This is a genomic window from Pedobacter paludisoli, assembly GCF_052344095.1.
GTDB lineage: Bacteria > Bacteroidota > Bacteroidia > Sphingobacteriales > Sphingobacteriaceae > Pedobacter.
The window spans coordinates 3,893,765-3,908,021 of record NZ_CP179926.1 but is presented as its reverse complement, the minus strand read 5'-3'; the positions used below and the strand labels follow the sequence as shown (position 1 = coordinate 3,908,021).

The following is a 14,257-nucleotide window of genomic DNA, read 5'->3' as shown; positions in this document are numbered from 1 at the left end:
AACAAACCGCTCCTTTGTTGAAAAAAACCAGCATTTTTGAAGCTACCATGACTGTTATTCTGTGTTTTGTAAAGATAAACTCCTTGTTGTTTTTATATCTTTGAAACTATGATGAAGACTGCAGAAGAATTTTTGGAAAAATCTGACGAGAAAGCTTTTGATATCCCCCACCGAAATACCATTAACTACAACATTGGTAAATACAATGTAGCGGTTGAACGTGGCTTATCTAAATTCGAAAACTTGGACGCATCTAAAAAGAAAGCGCATGTGATTAAATGGCGGGTAATGGAGAATCTGGATAAATTCCTCCCCGAATTTGAATCCAATTTCCAACGTCGGGGAGGAAAAGTGATCTGGGCGAATGACGCAGCAGAGGCACAAAAAGAAATCCTCAACATCATCAAAAAAAGTAACGGTAAAAAAGTCATCAAATCAAAATCGATGACTACCGAAGAAATTCATTTAAACGACTTTCTTGAAAGCAATCAAATTGAATCGCTAGAAAGTGATTTAGGCGAATACATTGTTCAGCTACTTGGCCAAGCTCCTTATCACATTGTTACGCCGGCCATGCACTTAAGTGCAACCGATATTGCTAAACTTTTTCACGAAAAATTTAATACCCCAATTGATGCCACCCCTCCTCAATTGGTACAAAAAGCACGCGAATTATTACGTGATAAATACTTGGATGCTGATATTGGCATTACCGGAGGAAATTTCTTAATTGCCGATACAGGTAGCATTGCTTTAACAGAAAATGAAGGGAATGCACGCTTAAGTACTACTTTTCCAAAAATCCACATTGCTATTGTGGGTATCGAAAAAGTGATTCCTTCTCTCAGCGATTTGGCATTGTATTGGCCGTTACTGGCATCGCACGGAACAGGACAAAACTTAACAGTTTATAATTCTATTTTAAGTGGACCACGCCAGGCGAATGAAACCGATGGTCCGGAAGAAATGTATGTTATTCTGCTCGACAACGGACGTACCAATTTGTTAGCGCAGAAAGACCAACGCCAAGGCTTGTACTGCATTCGTTGTGGCGCTTGCTTAAATGCCTGTCCAGTATATAAAAACATTGGCGGCCACACCTATAACACCACTTACAGTGGGCCTATTGGCTCGGTTATCACCCCACATTTAAAGGGTATGGAAGAGTTTAAACATTTAAGTTATGCATCCAGTTTATGCGGAAAATGCTCAGAAGTGTGCCCAGCAAAAATAGACATTCATAAAATGTTGCTCCTCAACCGACGCGATGCTGCCGCCGCTCATGAAAACGGCAAAATTGAAGGAATGGGCTGGAGCATGTTTAATCGAATGATGCAAAAACGCAAATGGATGGACTTTTTTGGAGGCAAGTTTAAAAATTTCTTTTTAAAGCGTTTCTTCAAAAAAAGTTGGGGTAAATACCGCGAAATGCCAAAAGTTGCCGATAAATCATTTGCCAAACAATGGGAAGAACGCCAAAAAGGTCCTAATAACGAAGCCTAAGTTTTTTGCCTGAGCGGAAAGTGGTATATTCGAGAAACCAATAGTCAATTTCATGCAGTTTACCTCTGGCGATAAAGACGAGCAATTTCTTTTAAATCTTTACAAACGTCTGCTTTATCCAAGGATGATTGAAGACAAAATGTTAAAGCTTTTGCGTCAGGGGCGTATCGGCAAATGGTTCTCTGGAATAGGCCAGGAAGCTATTGCAGTAGGCAGCACCCTGGCCATGCAAAGCGATGAATACATCTTGCCCATGCACCGCAATTTAGGTGTATTTTCCTCGCGAGATATTTCACTTCAGAAATTAATGGGGCAATGGCAAGGAAAAATATCGGGTTTTACCAAAGGCCGTGATCGCTCCTTCCATTTCGGCACACAAGAGCATAAAATAATTGGAATGATTTCGCACCTAGGCCCTCAAATGGCCCTAGCCAATGGAATTGCGTTGGCCAGTGTACTCTCACAAAAGCAACAAGCAACCTTGGTGTACACCGGCGAAGGAGCCACCAGCGAAGGCGATTTTCATGAAGCCGTGAATGTGGCTGCAGTGTGGAATTTACCTGTTATTTTCCTTATCGAAAATAATGGATACGGACTTTCTACTCCTACCCAAGAACAATACCGCTGTAAAAACTTGGTAGATAAGGCTGTTGGTTATGGAATAGAGGGTGTCCAAATCGATGGAAACAATATCCTTGAAGTATACAACACCATTCATCGCCTTGCGACGGAAATACGTAAAAATCCGCGGCCGGTATTAGTGGAATGCCTCACTTTTAGAATGCGTGGGCATGAAGAGGCATCGGGCACGAAATATGTCCCCCAAGAATTATTGGAAGAGTGGGCCAAGAAAGACCCCATTAGTAATTTCGAAAATTATTTACTGGAACAAGGAATCTTACGCCCGCATTACATCGTCGATCTTAAAAATAAATACAAAAAGAATATTGAACTAGAAATTGAAAATGCCTTCTTAGATGAGGAACCTAGGGCAAACGCGCAAAAAGAAGAGGAAGACATGTACTTCCCCTATCAACAATTGGTTCATCAACCATCGAATGAAACAACCGAAAAAAGGTATTTAGATGCCATTACCGATGGATTAAACATCGCTATGCAAAAATATCCAAACTTGGTTTTAATGGGACAAGATATTGCCGAATACGGAGGCGCTTTTAAAATAACCGAAGGCTTTAGCAATCTATACGGAAAAGTGCGGGTTCGTAATACTCCTATTTGCGAATCGGCCATTGTAGGTACTGCATTGGGGTTGTCCATTAACGGCTATAAAGCGGTTGTGGAAATGCAGTTTGCCGATTTTGTTTCCTGTGGATTTAATCAAATTGTGAACAATTTAGCCAAAACCCACTACCGTTGGGGCGAGAAGGCCGATGTAGTAGTTCGGATGCCTACGGGTGCAGGAACCGGAGCAGGCCCTTTTCATTCGCAAAGTAACGAAGCCTGGTTTACCAAAACACCCGGTTTAAAAATTGTTTATCCTGCCTTTCCCGCTGATGCCAAAGGCCTCCTTTTAGCGGCCATTGATGATCCTAATCCAGTGTTATTCTTTGAGCATAAATATTTATATCGAAGTTTAACTGGTCCCATCCCCGACGGTTACTACACTACCGAAATTGGCAAAGCGGCCAAGCTTAAACAAGGCTCTCAATTTTGCATCATCACTTATGGTTTAGGTGTACATTGGGCATTAGACTATTTAAAGGAGCATCCGCAAAGCGATTGCAGCTTACTCGATTTACGCAGCTTGCAGCCTTGGGATAAAGAAGCCGTTCGAGATGTTGTTAAAGAAACCGGGAAAGTGCTGATTTTGCACGAAGATACCTTAACCGGTGGATTTGGGGCTGAATTAGCGGCCTGGATAAGTGAAAACTGCTTTGAATACTTAGACGCACCAATCATGCGCTGCGCCAGCTTAGATACCGCCATCCCCATGCACAAAAGCCTGGAGGATAATTTCTTGGCCAATGCCCGCCTAGCTGAAACGATTGATAAATTAATCCGTTATTAACTTCTCTTTACCGCTATGATAAATCATTTTAAAATCGAAGGAAACCTTGTTGACATCCCCAATCAGACTATTTATTTTGGCACATTGGAGGTTAAAGACGGTAAAATAATTGAACAGACGAAAATTGGAAATCAAAAGGAAGAAAGCCCTTTTATCCTACCGGGATTTATCGATAGCCACGTACACATCGAAAGCAGTTTGTTGGTTCCAAGCGAATTTGCGCGTTTGGCTATTGTACATGGAACATTGGCTACCATTAGCGATCCGCATGAAATTGCCAATGTTTGTGGCATCGAAGGAGTAGAGTTCATGATTGAAAGTGGCAACACGGTTCCATTCAAATTTAATTTCGGTGCTCCAAGCTGTGTACCCGCAACCGTTTTTGAAACAGCCGGTGCGGAACTAACCTCCGAAGATGTAAAAGCGCTTTTAGCACGCCCCGAAATAAAATACCTAAGTGAAATGATGAATTTTCCGGGGGTTTTAAATAAAGATGAAGAAGTGCTAAAAAAAATAAAAGCAGCTTACGATTTGGGAAAACCTGTGGATGGTCATGCTCCAGGATTAAGAGGAGATGCGGTTCAACAATATATTGATGCCGGAATTTCTACCGATCACGAATGCTTTACTGCCGACGAAGCCTTGGATAAATTACAACGCGGGATGAAAATTTTAATCCGCGAAGGAAGTGCTGCCAAGAATTTTGAAGCACTCATCGACCTCCTGAAAGATTGGCCAGAGAGAATGATGTTTTGCAGCGACGACAAACACCCAGATAGCTTGGTTTTAGGACATATCAACAAGCTTTGTGCACGTGCAATCGCCAAAGGCGTTCCCCTGTTTAACGTATTGCAAGCCGCCTGCATCAACCCCATTCTTCATTATAAATTGGATGTAGGCTACCTGCAAAAAGGGCATCCTGCAGATTTTATTGTAGTTGAAAACTTAACGGATTTTACGGTAAAACAAGCATATATTGAGGGAGTATTGCTAGCAGAAAATGGTCAAACCCTTGGAAATTGGGTTCCTGAAATAAGCGAAAAAGAATCCGTAAATCAATTTCAATGCAGTGCAAAGGCACTAGCAGATTTCCAATTTCCCTATACTGGAGAAAACGAAATTCCAGTTATTGAAGCTTTGGATGGCCAATTAATCACCCATAAACTTTCTTTCAAACCTAAGATTATTGATGGAAATATGGTTAGCGATATCGAAAGCGACGTATTAAAAATGGTGGTGGTAAATCGCTATCATGATGCCCCAATTGCCATTTCATTTGTCAAAAACTTCGGGTTAAAACAGGGCGCGATTGCATCAAGTGTAGCGCACGACAGCCATAACATTATAGCAGTAGGTGCTGATGATGAAAGCATTTGCGAAGCCGTTAACTTAACTATTCAAGAAACGGGCGGGTTGGTAGCGTTTGCTAAAGGCAATGCCGAAGTTTTACCGTTACCCGTTGCGGGATTGATGAGTACAAAAAATGGACATGAAGTGGCTGCCTCTTACACCTCAATTGACTTATTTGCCAAAAAACTAGGCTCCACTTTAGAGGCTCCTTTCATGACCTTATCGTTCATGGCTTTATTGGTTATCCCACATTTAAAATTGAGTGATAAAGGTTTGTTTGATGGAGATACCTTTGAGTTTGTTTAAGGGGCTTCGGACAAAAAAACTTCAGCCAGTGGATTAAAAAGGTAAATGCGCTTATCGTCTAAACAAACACAACGATAGCGTTTTCGGATACGTTCACCCTTCGTAAAACGTCTTCCATCTTTAATTTTAAATTGGGTATGAATGGGCAACTGCTCTAAATGCAAGGTTTCTACTTTGCTTTCATCGTATTTTTTTAATGCGCGAGACAAATGTAAATCAGAACAACTGGAAGCTGCCGGATTACTCATGTAATTTACAATGGCACGGTGAATATCTTCCGGGAAAATCTTCAGCTCAAAAAATGGAACCATCATTTTTTTAAAGTTATTTTTCCATTCTTGTCCGTGCGGTTTTACTTTGTTTTTATGCTCATTCCAGGTTAAGAGATGGGCAAATTCATGAACGGTTGTGACTAAAAAAGCGAAATGATTGAGGTTAAAATTTACCGAAATACGGTGGCCTTTGTCGCGAAATGGATGGCGATAATCGCCCAGTTTTGTCGCACGATTTTTGGAGATTTTAAATTCGCATTGAAAATAATCTATCCAACGTGAAATGATTGGAGCAGCTTGCTCCGGCATGTAATTCGCTAAAACTTTAACTTTTTCGTTCATACAAACTTAACCACAAAGGTCACATAGTTTTCCGCAAAGTAACCAAAAATTTTATATTCCATTTGCTATCCTTTTTAGACCTTGTTTAGTTTCGCCGTGTTAAAATTCATTAAAAGTCCTAATTTATAATTACCCAATTTCATATAAGTTAACACTTGAGCTAGATGGACGTCATTCAGAGTTTCTACACTTTTTAATTCTAAAACAAGCTTTCTCTCCACTAAAAGATCAATTCTATAGCCACAATCTAATCTTATTTATTCAAAGACTAGCGGCATTGGTTTTTCTTTTTAAAAAAATAACCCAGCCTTGGTAATTTTATAGAATAAACATTGCTGGTCTGCACTTTCTAGCAAACCCGGCCCTAAAGCGCTGTGGACATCAATAGCCAATCCAATTATAATCTTAGATAATTCATTCTCATCCATAGATAAAATTTACTTTGCAAATCTTTTCGTTTAGAAACTTTGCAAGCTTTGGGTTTAAATCCATTATTTACTCCTCCGTAGGAAACAAAGATGCTAATACCATTTTTATCTCTCCAAACGAATAATCTTTCCCTAAAAACTCTCGAACCTTAGTCAATGATTTTGTCTTTAAGTTTTCCACCGCATCGCTAATGTTTTTAATTTTATTTGCCTTCACAAATTTGGTCACCTCCAATTGCTGAGTAGAAACATAATAGGCCAAATGTCCTTCAATGGTGCCAACCGACAAACCGCGTTCTTTGGCAATTTCAGCAATGGTTTTATCCTGATTGTAGAGTTCAAAAGTAAGCAGTTTCGTGTCGGGCTTGGGATCTTTCTTTTTTTTCTCTGTTGCCGTTTTCACTTTCAATACTTCACCTTTCAATTGAAGTGCCTTCTGCAATTGTTCGTTCCGTTGTTCGGTATTCAGTAACTTATCTGTATCGGCCTTACTAAATTCTTTGCCTTCAATCAGGGCTTCTAACAAGGCTTTCGATTTATGCATTTTCTTCAACTGTTCATAAATCAATATTTCCAGTTCAAGTAGCTCGGTCAAATAGGTTTTTATCTGCTTTTCTTCTTTGATGGCTTCAATTTGCTGTAAAAACTTATCCGAAACCTCTTTAATTAAGGGATTGAAATATTTTAATGCCGCCTCTACTCTTTTTGAAACATTGAATAAGGTATGTTCGGTCTTCTGCGCCAACATATTTTTAAGTTGATTCACAAAACTATCAGCGGTTGCACTAATCTTTTGGAAATCGCTGTATAAAGCAAAAGTCCATTCATCGTACTTTTGCTTGGTCGATTTTTCACTTTTATCAAAAGTTTGGCTATGTTCCTTAAAATAATACCGAACAATGTTTAAATCGAACGCAGCAAGTAGGTACTCCGAAATAAAAGTATAACTTTCATCACTAATCTTCTCGGTCAGAATATCGGTTGATTCCTTCGATTTAGAGAAGTAGTGCACATTTTGATCTTGTTTTAATCCGCTATCTCGCAGTTGCGATGTTAAAACCAATCCTTTTAAACTTCTCAAACGCGATAATGCAACATACGCTTGGCCCGCCGCAAAGGCATCCCCAACATCAATAATCGCTTTATCGAAGGTTAAACCTTGACTTTTATGCACCGTAATGGCCCAAGCTAATTTGATAGGGTATTGGGTAAAAGAACCTACCACATTTTCTTCAATCTCATTGGTGGCCTCATTTAACGTATATTTTACATTTTCCCAGGTGTAGGGTGTAATGGAGATTACCTGACGTTCATCGGGCAATTCAATTTCTATTAAATTTTTTTCGATGTGATGAACCAAACCAATTTTACCGTTGTAATATCGTTTTTCAAAACTTTGATCATTTTTGATAAACATAATTTGGGCACCTACTTTTAATTCCAAATGCTTATCATTCGGATAAGCGTATTCATTAAAATCGCCTTGAACTTTCGCATCAAAAGAAATTAATTTCGCATCCAGTTCTTTTAATTGATTGCGATTAATGGTGTCGGCTTTGCTGTTATGCGTAGTTAAGGTGATATAATTTTCATCCGCCTTTGGCTTAAAATCTTCTTTAAAATGTTGTTGAAGAAGCGCTGAATCTTGGGGTGTAATCGTATTGTTTCGCAAATTATTCAACAAATTGATAAACTCGGTATCCGATTGCCGGTAAATTTTATCCAACTCAATGTAAATGGGTGGATTGTTTTGAAGGGCCAAGGCATCGAAAAAGAAAACGCTTTTGTAGAAAGCGGCCATTACTTTCCACTCGTCGTTTTTCACTACAGGTGGGAGCTGATGCAAATCGCCTATAAAGAGTAATTGTACCCCTCCAAAGGGTACGTTTCTGTTTCTTCTGATATAACGCAGGGCAAAATCGATTGCATCCAGCATGTCGGCACGTAACATACTAACCTCATCGATAATCAACAGTTCCAATTCTTGCAACATGCGGCGTTTGTTGCCTTGTAAATTTAAATGCTTCACAATGCTCCGCGGTGTATTGTAATTGAAGGTAATGTTGGTCCCCACCATTTGTGTAGCAGCATCGGGTAGAAAAGCACCAAAAGGCAACTGAAAAAGCGAATGAATGGTTACCCCTGCCGCATTAATGGCAGCAATACCGGTGGGAGCCACAATAAGCGCCTTTTTATGTGTTTGTTTAATTAATTTACGTAGAAAAGTTGTTTTCCCCGTTCCGGCTTTACCAGTTAAATAAACATGTTTGGAAGTATAATTAACAAACTTTGCTGCAATTTCTGCTGGCAAACCTGTTTCCTCTAAAATTGGCATCGGAATTTAATTTTGAACTAAAAATAGGCGGGATACCTAAAACTAATAAATCTAGTACGAAGTTAAAAATATTTTTGATACCCTTAGCAACGCAAGTGAACCAGGTTGCACGAACTAAACCAATCGCCGTAAAGCATTTACAACCATTCGATATTAATTTCATATCTTTGCGCCCTGATGAAACACAACTACACAAATCTTATTGCTGTTAAATTCCTTTAACCGGGTTTCATCGTTCCTTTTTTTATCAATTTAGTATGCTTAATCCTGAAATAGAAAAACGCAAAACATTTGCCATAATTAGTCACCCCGATGCGGGAAAAACAACGCTAACAGAGAAATTTCTGCTTTTTGGTGGTGCCATTAATACTGCTGGAGCTGTAAAACGAAATAAAGCAAATCAAAGCAATACCTCCGATTTCATGGAAATTGAAAAACAACGTGGTATTTCGGTTGCGACCTCCGTAATGGGCTTTGAATATAGTGGCAAACGTATTAACATTTTGGACACACCTGGTCACAAAGATTTTGCGGAAGATACCTATCGCACCCTATCGGCAGTTGATAGTGTTATTCTGGTAGTTGATTGTGTTAAAGGTGTGGAGGAGCAAACAGAAAAACTCATGTCGGTGTGCAGAATGCGTAACACTCCGGTAATTATTTTCATCAATAAAATGGACCGAGAGGGTAAAGAAGCTTTCGATTTATTGGATGAAATTGAAGAAAAATTAAACATCAGTTTATGCCCACTTTCTTGGCCAATTGGTCAGGGCCACACTTTTAAAGGTGTGTACAGTATTTACAACAAGCACTTAAATTTATTTAATTCTGATAAAACCAAAGTAACCGATTCGGTGGTTGCCGCAAGTGATTTAAACGATGCTTCGTTATTAGATTATTTAAAAGATACCGAAATAAACACCTTAAAAGATGATGTTGAATTGGTGGAAGGCATTTATGGTAAAATCGATAAGGAACTATATACAGATGGATTACTGGCGCCAGTTTTCTTTGGTAGTGCCATCAATAATTTTGGTATAAAGGAGCTATTGGATACGTTTATTGATATTGCACCCAGTCCGAAACACCGCGAAGCGGAGGAACGCGATGTAAAAGTGGAAGAGAAAAATTTTAGTGGTTTCGTGTTTAAAATACATGCTAACTTAGACCCTAAGCACCGCGATAGAATTGCCTTTTTACGTATTTGTTCGGGTAAATTTGAGCGCAATAAATTTTATTACCACACCCGTCAGGATAAAAAATTGAAATTTAGCAACCCAATGGATTTTATGGCCAACGAAAAAAGTATTGTGGAAGAAGCTTGGCCGGGTGATGTTGTAGGACTGTATGATAGCGGGAACTTTAAAATTGGCGATACGTTAACGGAAGGCGAAAAATTACAATTTAAAGGAATTCCAAGTTTCTCACCTTCTATTTTTAAAGAGGTTGAAAATTTAGACCCGATGCGCACCAAGCAATTGGAAAAAGGCATTGAACAATTAACAGATGAAGGCGTTGCACAATTATTCGTTATGCAGCCCGGAAATAGAAAAGTAATTGGCGCGGTGGGCGAACTTCAATTTGAAGTAATCAATTTCCGTTTAGAGCACGAATATGGCGCAAAATGTCGTTTTCGCACCCTGAGTTATACCCGTTCAAGCTGGGTAACGTCAACAGACAGAAAAAAGCTAGATGAATTTGTGAAACGGAAACAACAACATATTGGTTTCGACAAAGAGGCTAATCCGGTTTATTTAGCCGATAGCGAATACATGATTAATTTAACCAAACAGGATTATCCGGATATCGATTTCCATAAAACAAGTGAGTTTAAATAACGATATTAAACCTCACAGGCTTTAAAAAACCTGTGAGGTTTTTTTAATATTGAGCAAAGCTATCACTAAGCTGTCTTTTAATTTTCAGAGGGGTATGGTGCTATCACCTACATACAAATTTTAAAAGACCATAACGTTACCTTAATTGGTGCCGGTTTAGATGAAGCTCCAATGGCTTATAAAGATATTCACAAAGTGATGACAGCACAAACCGAGCTAGTAGATGTGATTGCCATATTTGAACCTAAAATGGTGCAAATGGCAGATGATGGAAGTAGAGAAGATTAATATATCCAATCTTTTCAGTAAGTTAGAGCTAAACGAATTTTAAAACCCTTTAAATGAAAGACGAATTAGATGAATTATTAGTTAAGCTCGGCATCACCTCATCATTTTCTTTAGATTTGTTTAAAGGCAAGTCTAAACTAAAAGAATATCCAAAATTTACCAACATATTTGAGGTAGGAAGGAAAAACGAGCAAGAGTATATATTAATTTCAGGGATTTTGCATCGGTATAACATTTCTAACAAAAACGATGTAGTTACAACGGGGTTCTATTCGAGTCAATCGGTAGTTACCCCTCATTCTGCAAGAACGCAAAATGGTAAAAGTATTTTTAGTCTTCAATCTTTAACAGATGTAATACTTGCAGAAATTCCAGTAAAAGAACTCGATAATTTAAGACACAACAATAAAGAATTTCATGCATTTGGGCAGCAAATTTTAGAAGCAGAGCTAGCAAAAACCCATTTCAACGAAGTGGTATTTCGCTCTTACAGTGCAAAAGAACGTCTGCTAGTATTCAGAAAACAGTTTCAAAATCTTGAAAATTTCGTCTCTCATAGTATTATTGCCTCCTATTTAGGCATCACAAATGTTTCATTTAGCCGTTTAAGAAACGAATTGGCCAAACAATAAATCGATTTTATCAAATGATAATGGCATTGCATTTTAATTGACTCAACTTTGCATCGTTAGTTAATTAAAATTCAAAAAAAATGAAAATTATCAGAATCGTACTATTTTTATTATTACCAACCAGCTTATTAGCACAAACAAACAAGGGGCTAAAACTATATGCAGTTTTGGGTTCTCAATTTAATCATTTGCACTCCGACTTCGATACCAAGATTGATGGAAGTTTAAGCTCCTTTGCATTAGGAGCAGGAAGTTCTTATTACTTTGCCAATTTATTTTTAGGCACAGAATTTTACTTTTCAAATGGAAGTAAATCAAACGAAATTAATAAATTAGATTATTCGGGTTTAAATACTACTATTAATGTGGGTTACAACGTGTTAAAATCAACTAAGTTTCAATTAGAACCTCAAATAGGTTTTCTTATGTCGAACAATAAATATTTAAAAGGAGATTTAAAAACAAACAATACGGAGTACTTTACTAAAAACAATCTTGGTATTACCCCGGCAGTAGCTTTTAATTATGTAAATAATGCAGGAGTTTTATATGGTGTTAAAATAGGATATAACCAAACATTCAATCAAAAAGAAAATTGGAAAGCTGGCATTAACAAAACTGCTTCAACATACTCAGCGCACACCAATGCTTTTTTTGTACAAGTAAATATAGGAGGAATCCTAAGCTCAAAAAAAAAACAAGTAAAATAACGCAAGCACAAACAGGCGACTATAAATCCAATTATTCAACGATGGTTTCAAATACAATTGATAATAAAGGAGACAAACTCTTTTCAACCATTTACAAAAACCCCACCAAAGAAACCATCCTAGTTTTGCATGGAGGACCGGGCGTACCAATGGATATGATGGGAGCTATAAACCAGTTAAAAGATAGTTACCAAATTATTACTTTTGAGCAAAGAGGCACAAAAAATTCGCCAATCAAAAGTAACGATTACTCGATGGATGCCTACATACGTGATATTGAAAGCATAGCTAAGTTTTATAACTTAACAAAATTTCATTTATGGGGCCATTCGTGGGGTGGTTTATATGCGCAAATTTATGCTGAAAAGACCCCTGAAAGAATAGAAAGTTTATTTTTATGCTCGCCAAGTTCGGGCACCAACACCGAGTGGAAGGAAACCGAAAAGGAAGTAATGCAGTTTAATAAATCGAAAAGCGAAAAAGGTGAATGGTCTAAAATGGGATTCAATAGCCTTATGGGAATGATGGGAAGCGACGATGCGTACAAGCGACTTTTTGAAATTGTTGTAAAAAATTACAATAAGGGATTCGAATCAGCATCAAAAATTGAAATGAATTTTGATAATATAAAGGCTGGCCCAATTAATAAAACTCGTCCGCAAATACTAAAATACCCGCTTTTAAACAAACAAGAGGCGCCTAAATACAAAATTACGATTACCTATGGTGTACAAGATATTTATGGCCCAAGTAAAAAGCATGTAATTAATAGATACCCTACCGCCTATATACATACCATAGAAAAAAGCGGCCACTTGCCTTGGTTACACAATCCAACTGAGTATAACCGAATTTTAATGAGTCATTATCAATAAAATTATCTCAAATACAAAAATAGCTCGTCAATAAATTTTGGCGAGCTATTTTTGTATGCATTTTATATGCAGCGTACTTATTTCAATTTACTTAAGGCTGCTTTAATTCTAGGCAACATCTCTTTAATATCTTGCAAGGTACAAGCCCCTACTGATGCGCGGAACCAAGGCATACTCTCTTCATTTCCAAAAGCCGAGAATGGCACTAACGCCGCCCCAGCTTCTTTAATTAGATAGAAATTTACATCGGCGCTGTTTGCCAAAACTTGTCCCTCTGGAGTGGTTTTCCCGATGTAATCAATTTTAATGGTTAAATAAATAGCGCCCATTGGCTCTACTGCTTCTACATTAAAACCTTCTGCTTTTAAGGCATTAAATCCATTGTATAAAGCATCTAAGCTATCTTGAATCTGCGCTTTAAAACTCGTTAAAAACGTATCTACTTGATTTTTATCGTTAAAATAATGCGACATAGCCACTTGCTCTGCCTTTGGCGACCAAGCTCCCATGTGTCCAACCAATGCTTTCATGCGATTCACGATATCTGCAGGACCAAAACCCCAACCTACGCGTACGCCTGTTGCAGCTAAACATTTCGAACTTCCATCAATAAAAACTGTATATGGGCGCATTGCAGGGCGCAAGCTTACCGGATTAACATGCTCTTTTCCAAAAGTTAGCAACGAATAAATCTGATCGTACATCAAATATAAAGGTTTCTCGTCTGCTCTGCGGCTTGCATTTTCTGCTAAAACGGCATCACAAATCTCCGCTAAGGATTCTGCATCGAACATGGTCCCAGTTGGGTTCAATGGCGAACACAAAGCCAACATCGTTGCCCCTTTTAAATGTGATTTTAATTGAGCAGCTGTTGGCATAAAATTATGTGCTGCATCGGTTTCAACAGCAATTGCTTTTGCCGAAGTTAAATGGCAATAGTGATTGTTATTCCACGATGGCGCAGGGAAAACAACTGTATCTCCTGGATCAACCAAAGCCAAATAAGTAGCGTAAATTAACGGACGTGAGCCGCCCGAAATTAAAATGCTGTTGGCATCATATTCTAAACCAAAACGATCGTTCAACAACGTTGAAACTGTTTCGCGCAACTGTAAAACACCATCTGCTGGTGGATAATTGGTTTGATTTTGGTTATAAGCCTCAACAATGCCAGCTTTTAATTCGGCTGGAATAGGGTAGATATTTGAATCGAAATCTCCGATTGTTAAATTGGCAATTTTAGCACCTTTGCGCTTCATTTCATTTACCTCATTACCAATCTTAATAATTTCCGAGCCTATTAAACTGCTCGCTAAAACAGATACCTTCATGTTTATATATTTATATTT

General features: G+C 38.2%; 10 protein-coding genes and 1 pseudogene. 7 read left to right on the top strand and 4 right to left on the bottom strand.

Going from position 1 to position 14,257, the window contains the following annotated elements; translation table 11 throughout:
- The first annotated feature begins 108 nt into the window (after positions 1-108).
- From ACJVDK_RS16080 to ade, 3 genes are read left to right on the top strand one after another with little or no spacing between them, the layout of a single operon-like run.
- On the top strand, positions 109-1,503 hold the full coding sequence (locus ACJVDK_RS16080; RefSeq protein WP_443937685.1) for a LutB/LldF family L-lactate oxidation iron-sulfur protein: 1,395 nt from the start codon (positions 109-111) through the stop codon (positions 1,501-1,503).
- A 52-nt stretch (positions 1,504-1,555) separates the two neighbouring features.
- Positions 1,556-3,532 carry an alpha-ketoacid dehydrogenase subunit alpha/beta gene (locus ACJVDK_RS16075; RefSeq protein ID WP_443937684.1) on the top strand — a complete coding sequence of 659 codons (1,977 nt, stop codon included), beginning with the start codon at positions 1,556-1,558 and terminating at the stop codon, positions 3,530-3,532.
- A 15-nt stretch (positions 3,533-3,547) separates the two neighbouring features.
- The gene (ade, locus tag ACJVDK_RS16070) at positions 3,548-5,188 is read left to right on the top strand and encodes an adenine deaminase (protein WP_443937683.1); all 1,641 of its coding nucleotides are present in this window, start codon (positions 3,548-3,550) and stop codon (positions 5,186-5,188) included.
- On the opposite strand, the gene ACJVDK_RS16065 is transcribed toward ade, so the two are convergent.
- The 3 genes and pseudogenes from ACJVDK_RS16065 to ACJVDK_RS16055 all read right to left on the bottom strand — a co-directional run bounded on the left by ACJVDK_RS16065 (position 5,185) and on the right by ACJVDK_RS16055 (position 8,565).
- Positions 5,185-5,802: a SprT-like domain-containing protein gene (locus tag ACJVDK_RS16065; RefSeq protein WP_443937682.1), complete on the bottom strand. Its 618-nt coding sequence runs from the start codon at positions 5,800-5,802 to the stop codon at positions 5,185-5,187. The genes ade and ACJVDK_RS16065 overlap by 4 nt on opposite strands.
- Positions 5,803-5,876: 74 nt before the next feature.
- Positions 5,877-6,230 (bottom strand): annotated as a pseudogene (locus ACJVDK_RS16060) (GxxExxY protein).
- A gap of 67 nt (positions 6,231-6,297) precedes the next feature.
- Complete coding sequence (locus ACJVDK_RS16055; RefSeq protein ID WP_443937681.1) at positions 6,298-8,565, bottom strand: helix-turn-helix domain-containing protein; 2,268 nt, start codon at positions 8,563-8,565, stop codon at positions 6,298-6,300.
- Between the two features lie 257 nt (positions 8,566-8,822).
- Here ACJVDK_RS16055 and ACJVDK_RS16050 point away from each other — a divergent pair, with 257 nt between their 5' ends.
- The 4 genes from ACJVDK_RS16050 to ACJVDK_RS16035 all read left to right on the top strand — a co-directional run bounded on the left by ACJVDK_RS16050 (position 8,823) and on the right by ACJVDK_RS16035 (position 12,908).
- A complete protein-coding gene (locus ACJVDK_RS16050; protein WP_443937680.1) occupies positions 8,823-10,403 on the top strand; it encodes a peptide chain release factor 3 in 1,581 nt (526 codons plus the stop codon).
- Positions 10,404-10,744: 341 nt separating this feature from the next.
- On the top strand, positions 10,745-11,323 hold the full coding sequence (locus ACJVDK_RS16045; RefSeq protein WP_443937679.1) for a Crp/Fnr family transcriptional regulator: 579 nt from the start codon (positions 10,745-10,747) through the stop codon (positions 11,321-11,323).
- Positions 11,324-11,403: 80 nt separating this feature from the next.
- Positions 11,404-12,033, top strand: a complete 630-nt coding sequence (locus ACJVDK_RS16040; protein ID WP_443937678.1) for a hypothetical protein — start codon at positions 11,404-11,406, stop codon at positions 12,031-12,033.
- A gap of 41 nt (positions 12,034-12,074) precedes the next feature.
- The gene (locus tag ACJVDK_RS16035) at positions 12,075-12,908 is read left to right on the top strand and encodes an alpha/beta fold hydrolase (RefSeq protein WP_443937677.1); all 834 of its coding nucleotides are present in this window, start codon (positions 12,075-12,077) and stop codon (positions 12,906-12,908) included.
- A 77-nt stretch (positions 12,909-12,985) separates the two neighbouring features.
- Here the strand turns inward: ACJVDK_RS16035 and ACJVDK_RS16030 are convergent, their stop codons facing one another.
- Positions 12,986-14,239: a pyridoxal phosphate-dependent aminotransferase gene (locus tag ACJVDK_RS16030; protein ID WP_443937676.1), complete on the bottom strand. Its 1,254-nt coding sequence runs from the start codon at positions 14,237-14,239 to the stop codon at positions 12,986-12,988.
- Between the last annotated feature and the right edge of the window lie 18 nt (positions 14,240-14,257).

Excerpts from the sequence above, each read along its gene's own strand:
- ACJVDK_RS16055 (WP_443937681.1), bottom strand. The coding sequence starts at position 8,565 with ATGCCAATTTTAGAGGAAACAGGTTTGCCAGCAGAAATTGCAGCAAAG.
- ACJVDK_RS16075 (WP_443937684.1), top strand. The coding sequence starts at position 1,556 with ATGCAGTTTACCTCTGGCGATAAAGACGAGCAATTTCTTTTAAATCTT.
- ACJVDK_RS16035 (WP_443937677.1), top strand. The coding sequence starts at position 12,075 with ATGGTTTCAAATACAATTGATAATAAAGGAGACAAACTCTTTTCAACC.
- ACJVDK_RS16030 (WP_443937676.1), bottom strand. The coding sequence starts at position 14,239 with ATGAAGGTATCTGTTTTAGCGAGCAGTTTAATAGGCTCGGAAATTATT.
- ACJVDK_RS16045 (WP_443937679.1), top strand. The coding sequence starts at position 10,745 with ATGAAAGACGAATTAGATGAATTATTAGTTAAGCTCGGCATCACCTCA.
- ACJVDK_RS16050 (WP_443937680.1), top strand. The coding sequence starts at position 8,823 with ATGCTTAATCCTGAAATAGAAAAACGCAAAACATTTGCCATAATTAGT.
- ACJVDK_RS16080 (WP_443937685.1), top strand. The coding sequence starts at position 109 with ATGATGAAGACTGCAGAAGAATTTTTGGAAAAATCTGACGAGAAAGCT.
- ade (WP_443937683.1), top strand. The coding sequence starts at position 3,548 with ATGATAAATCATTTTAAAATCGAAGGAAACCTTGTTGACATCCCCAAT.
- ACJVDK_RS16040 (WP_443937678.1), top strand. The coding sequence starts at position 11,404 with ATGAAAATTATCAGAATCGTACTATTTTTATTATTACCAACCAGCTTA.
- ACJVDK_RS16065 (WP_443937682.1), bottom strand. The coding sequence starts at position 5,802 with ATGAACGAAAAAGTTAAAGTTTTAGCGAATTACATGCCGGAGCAAGCT.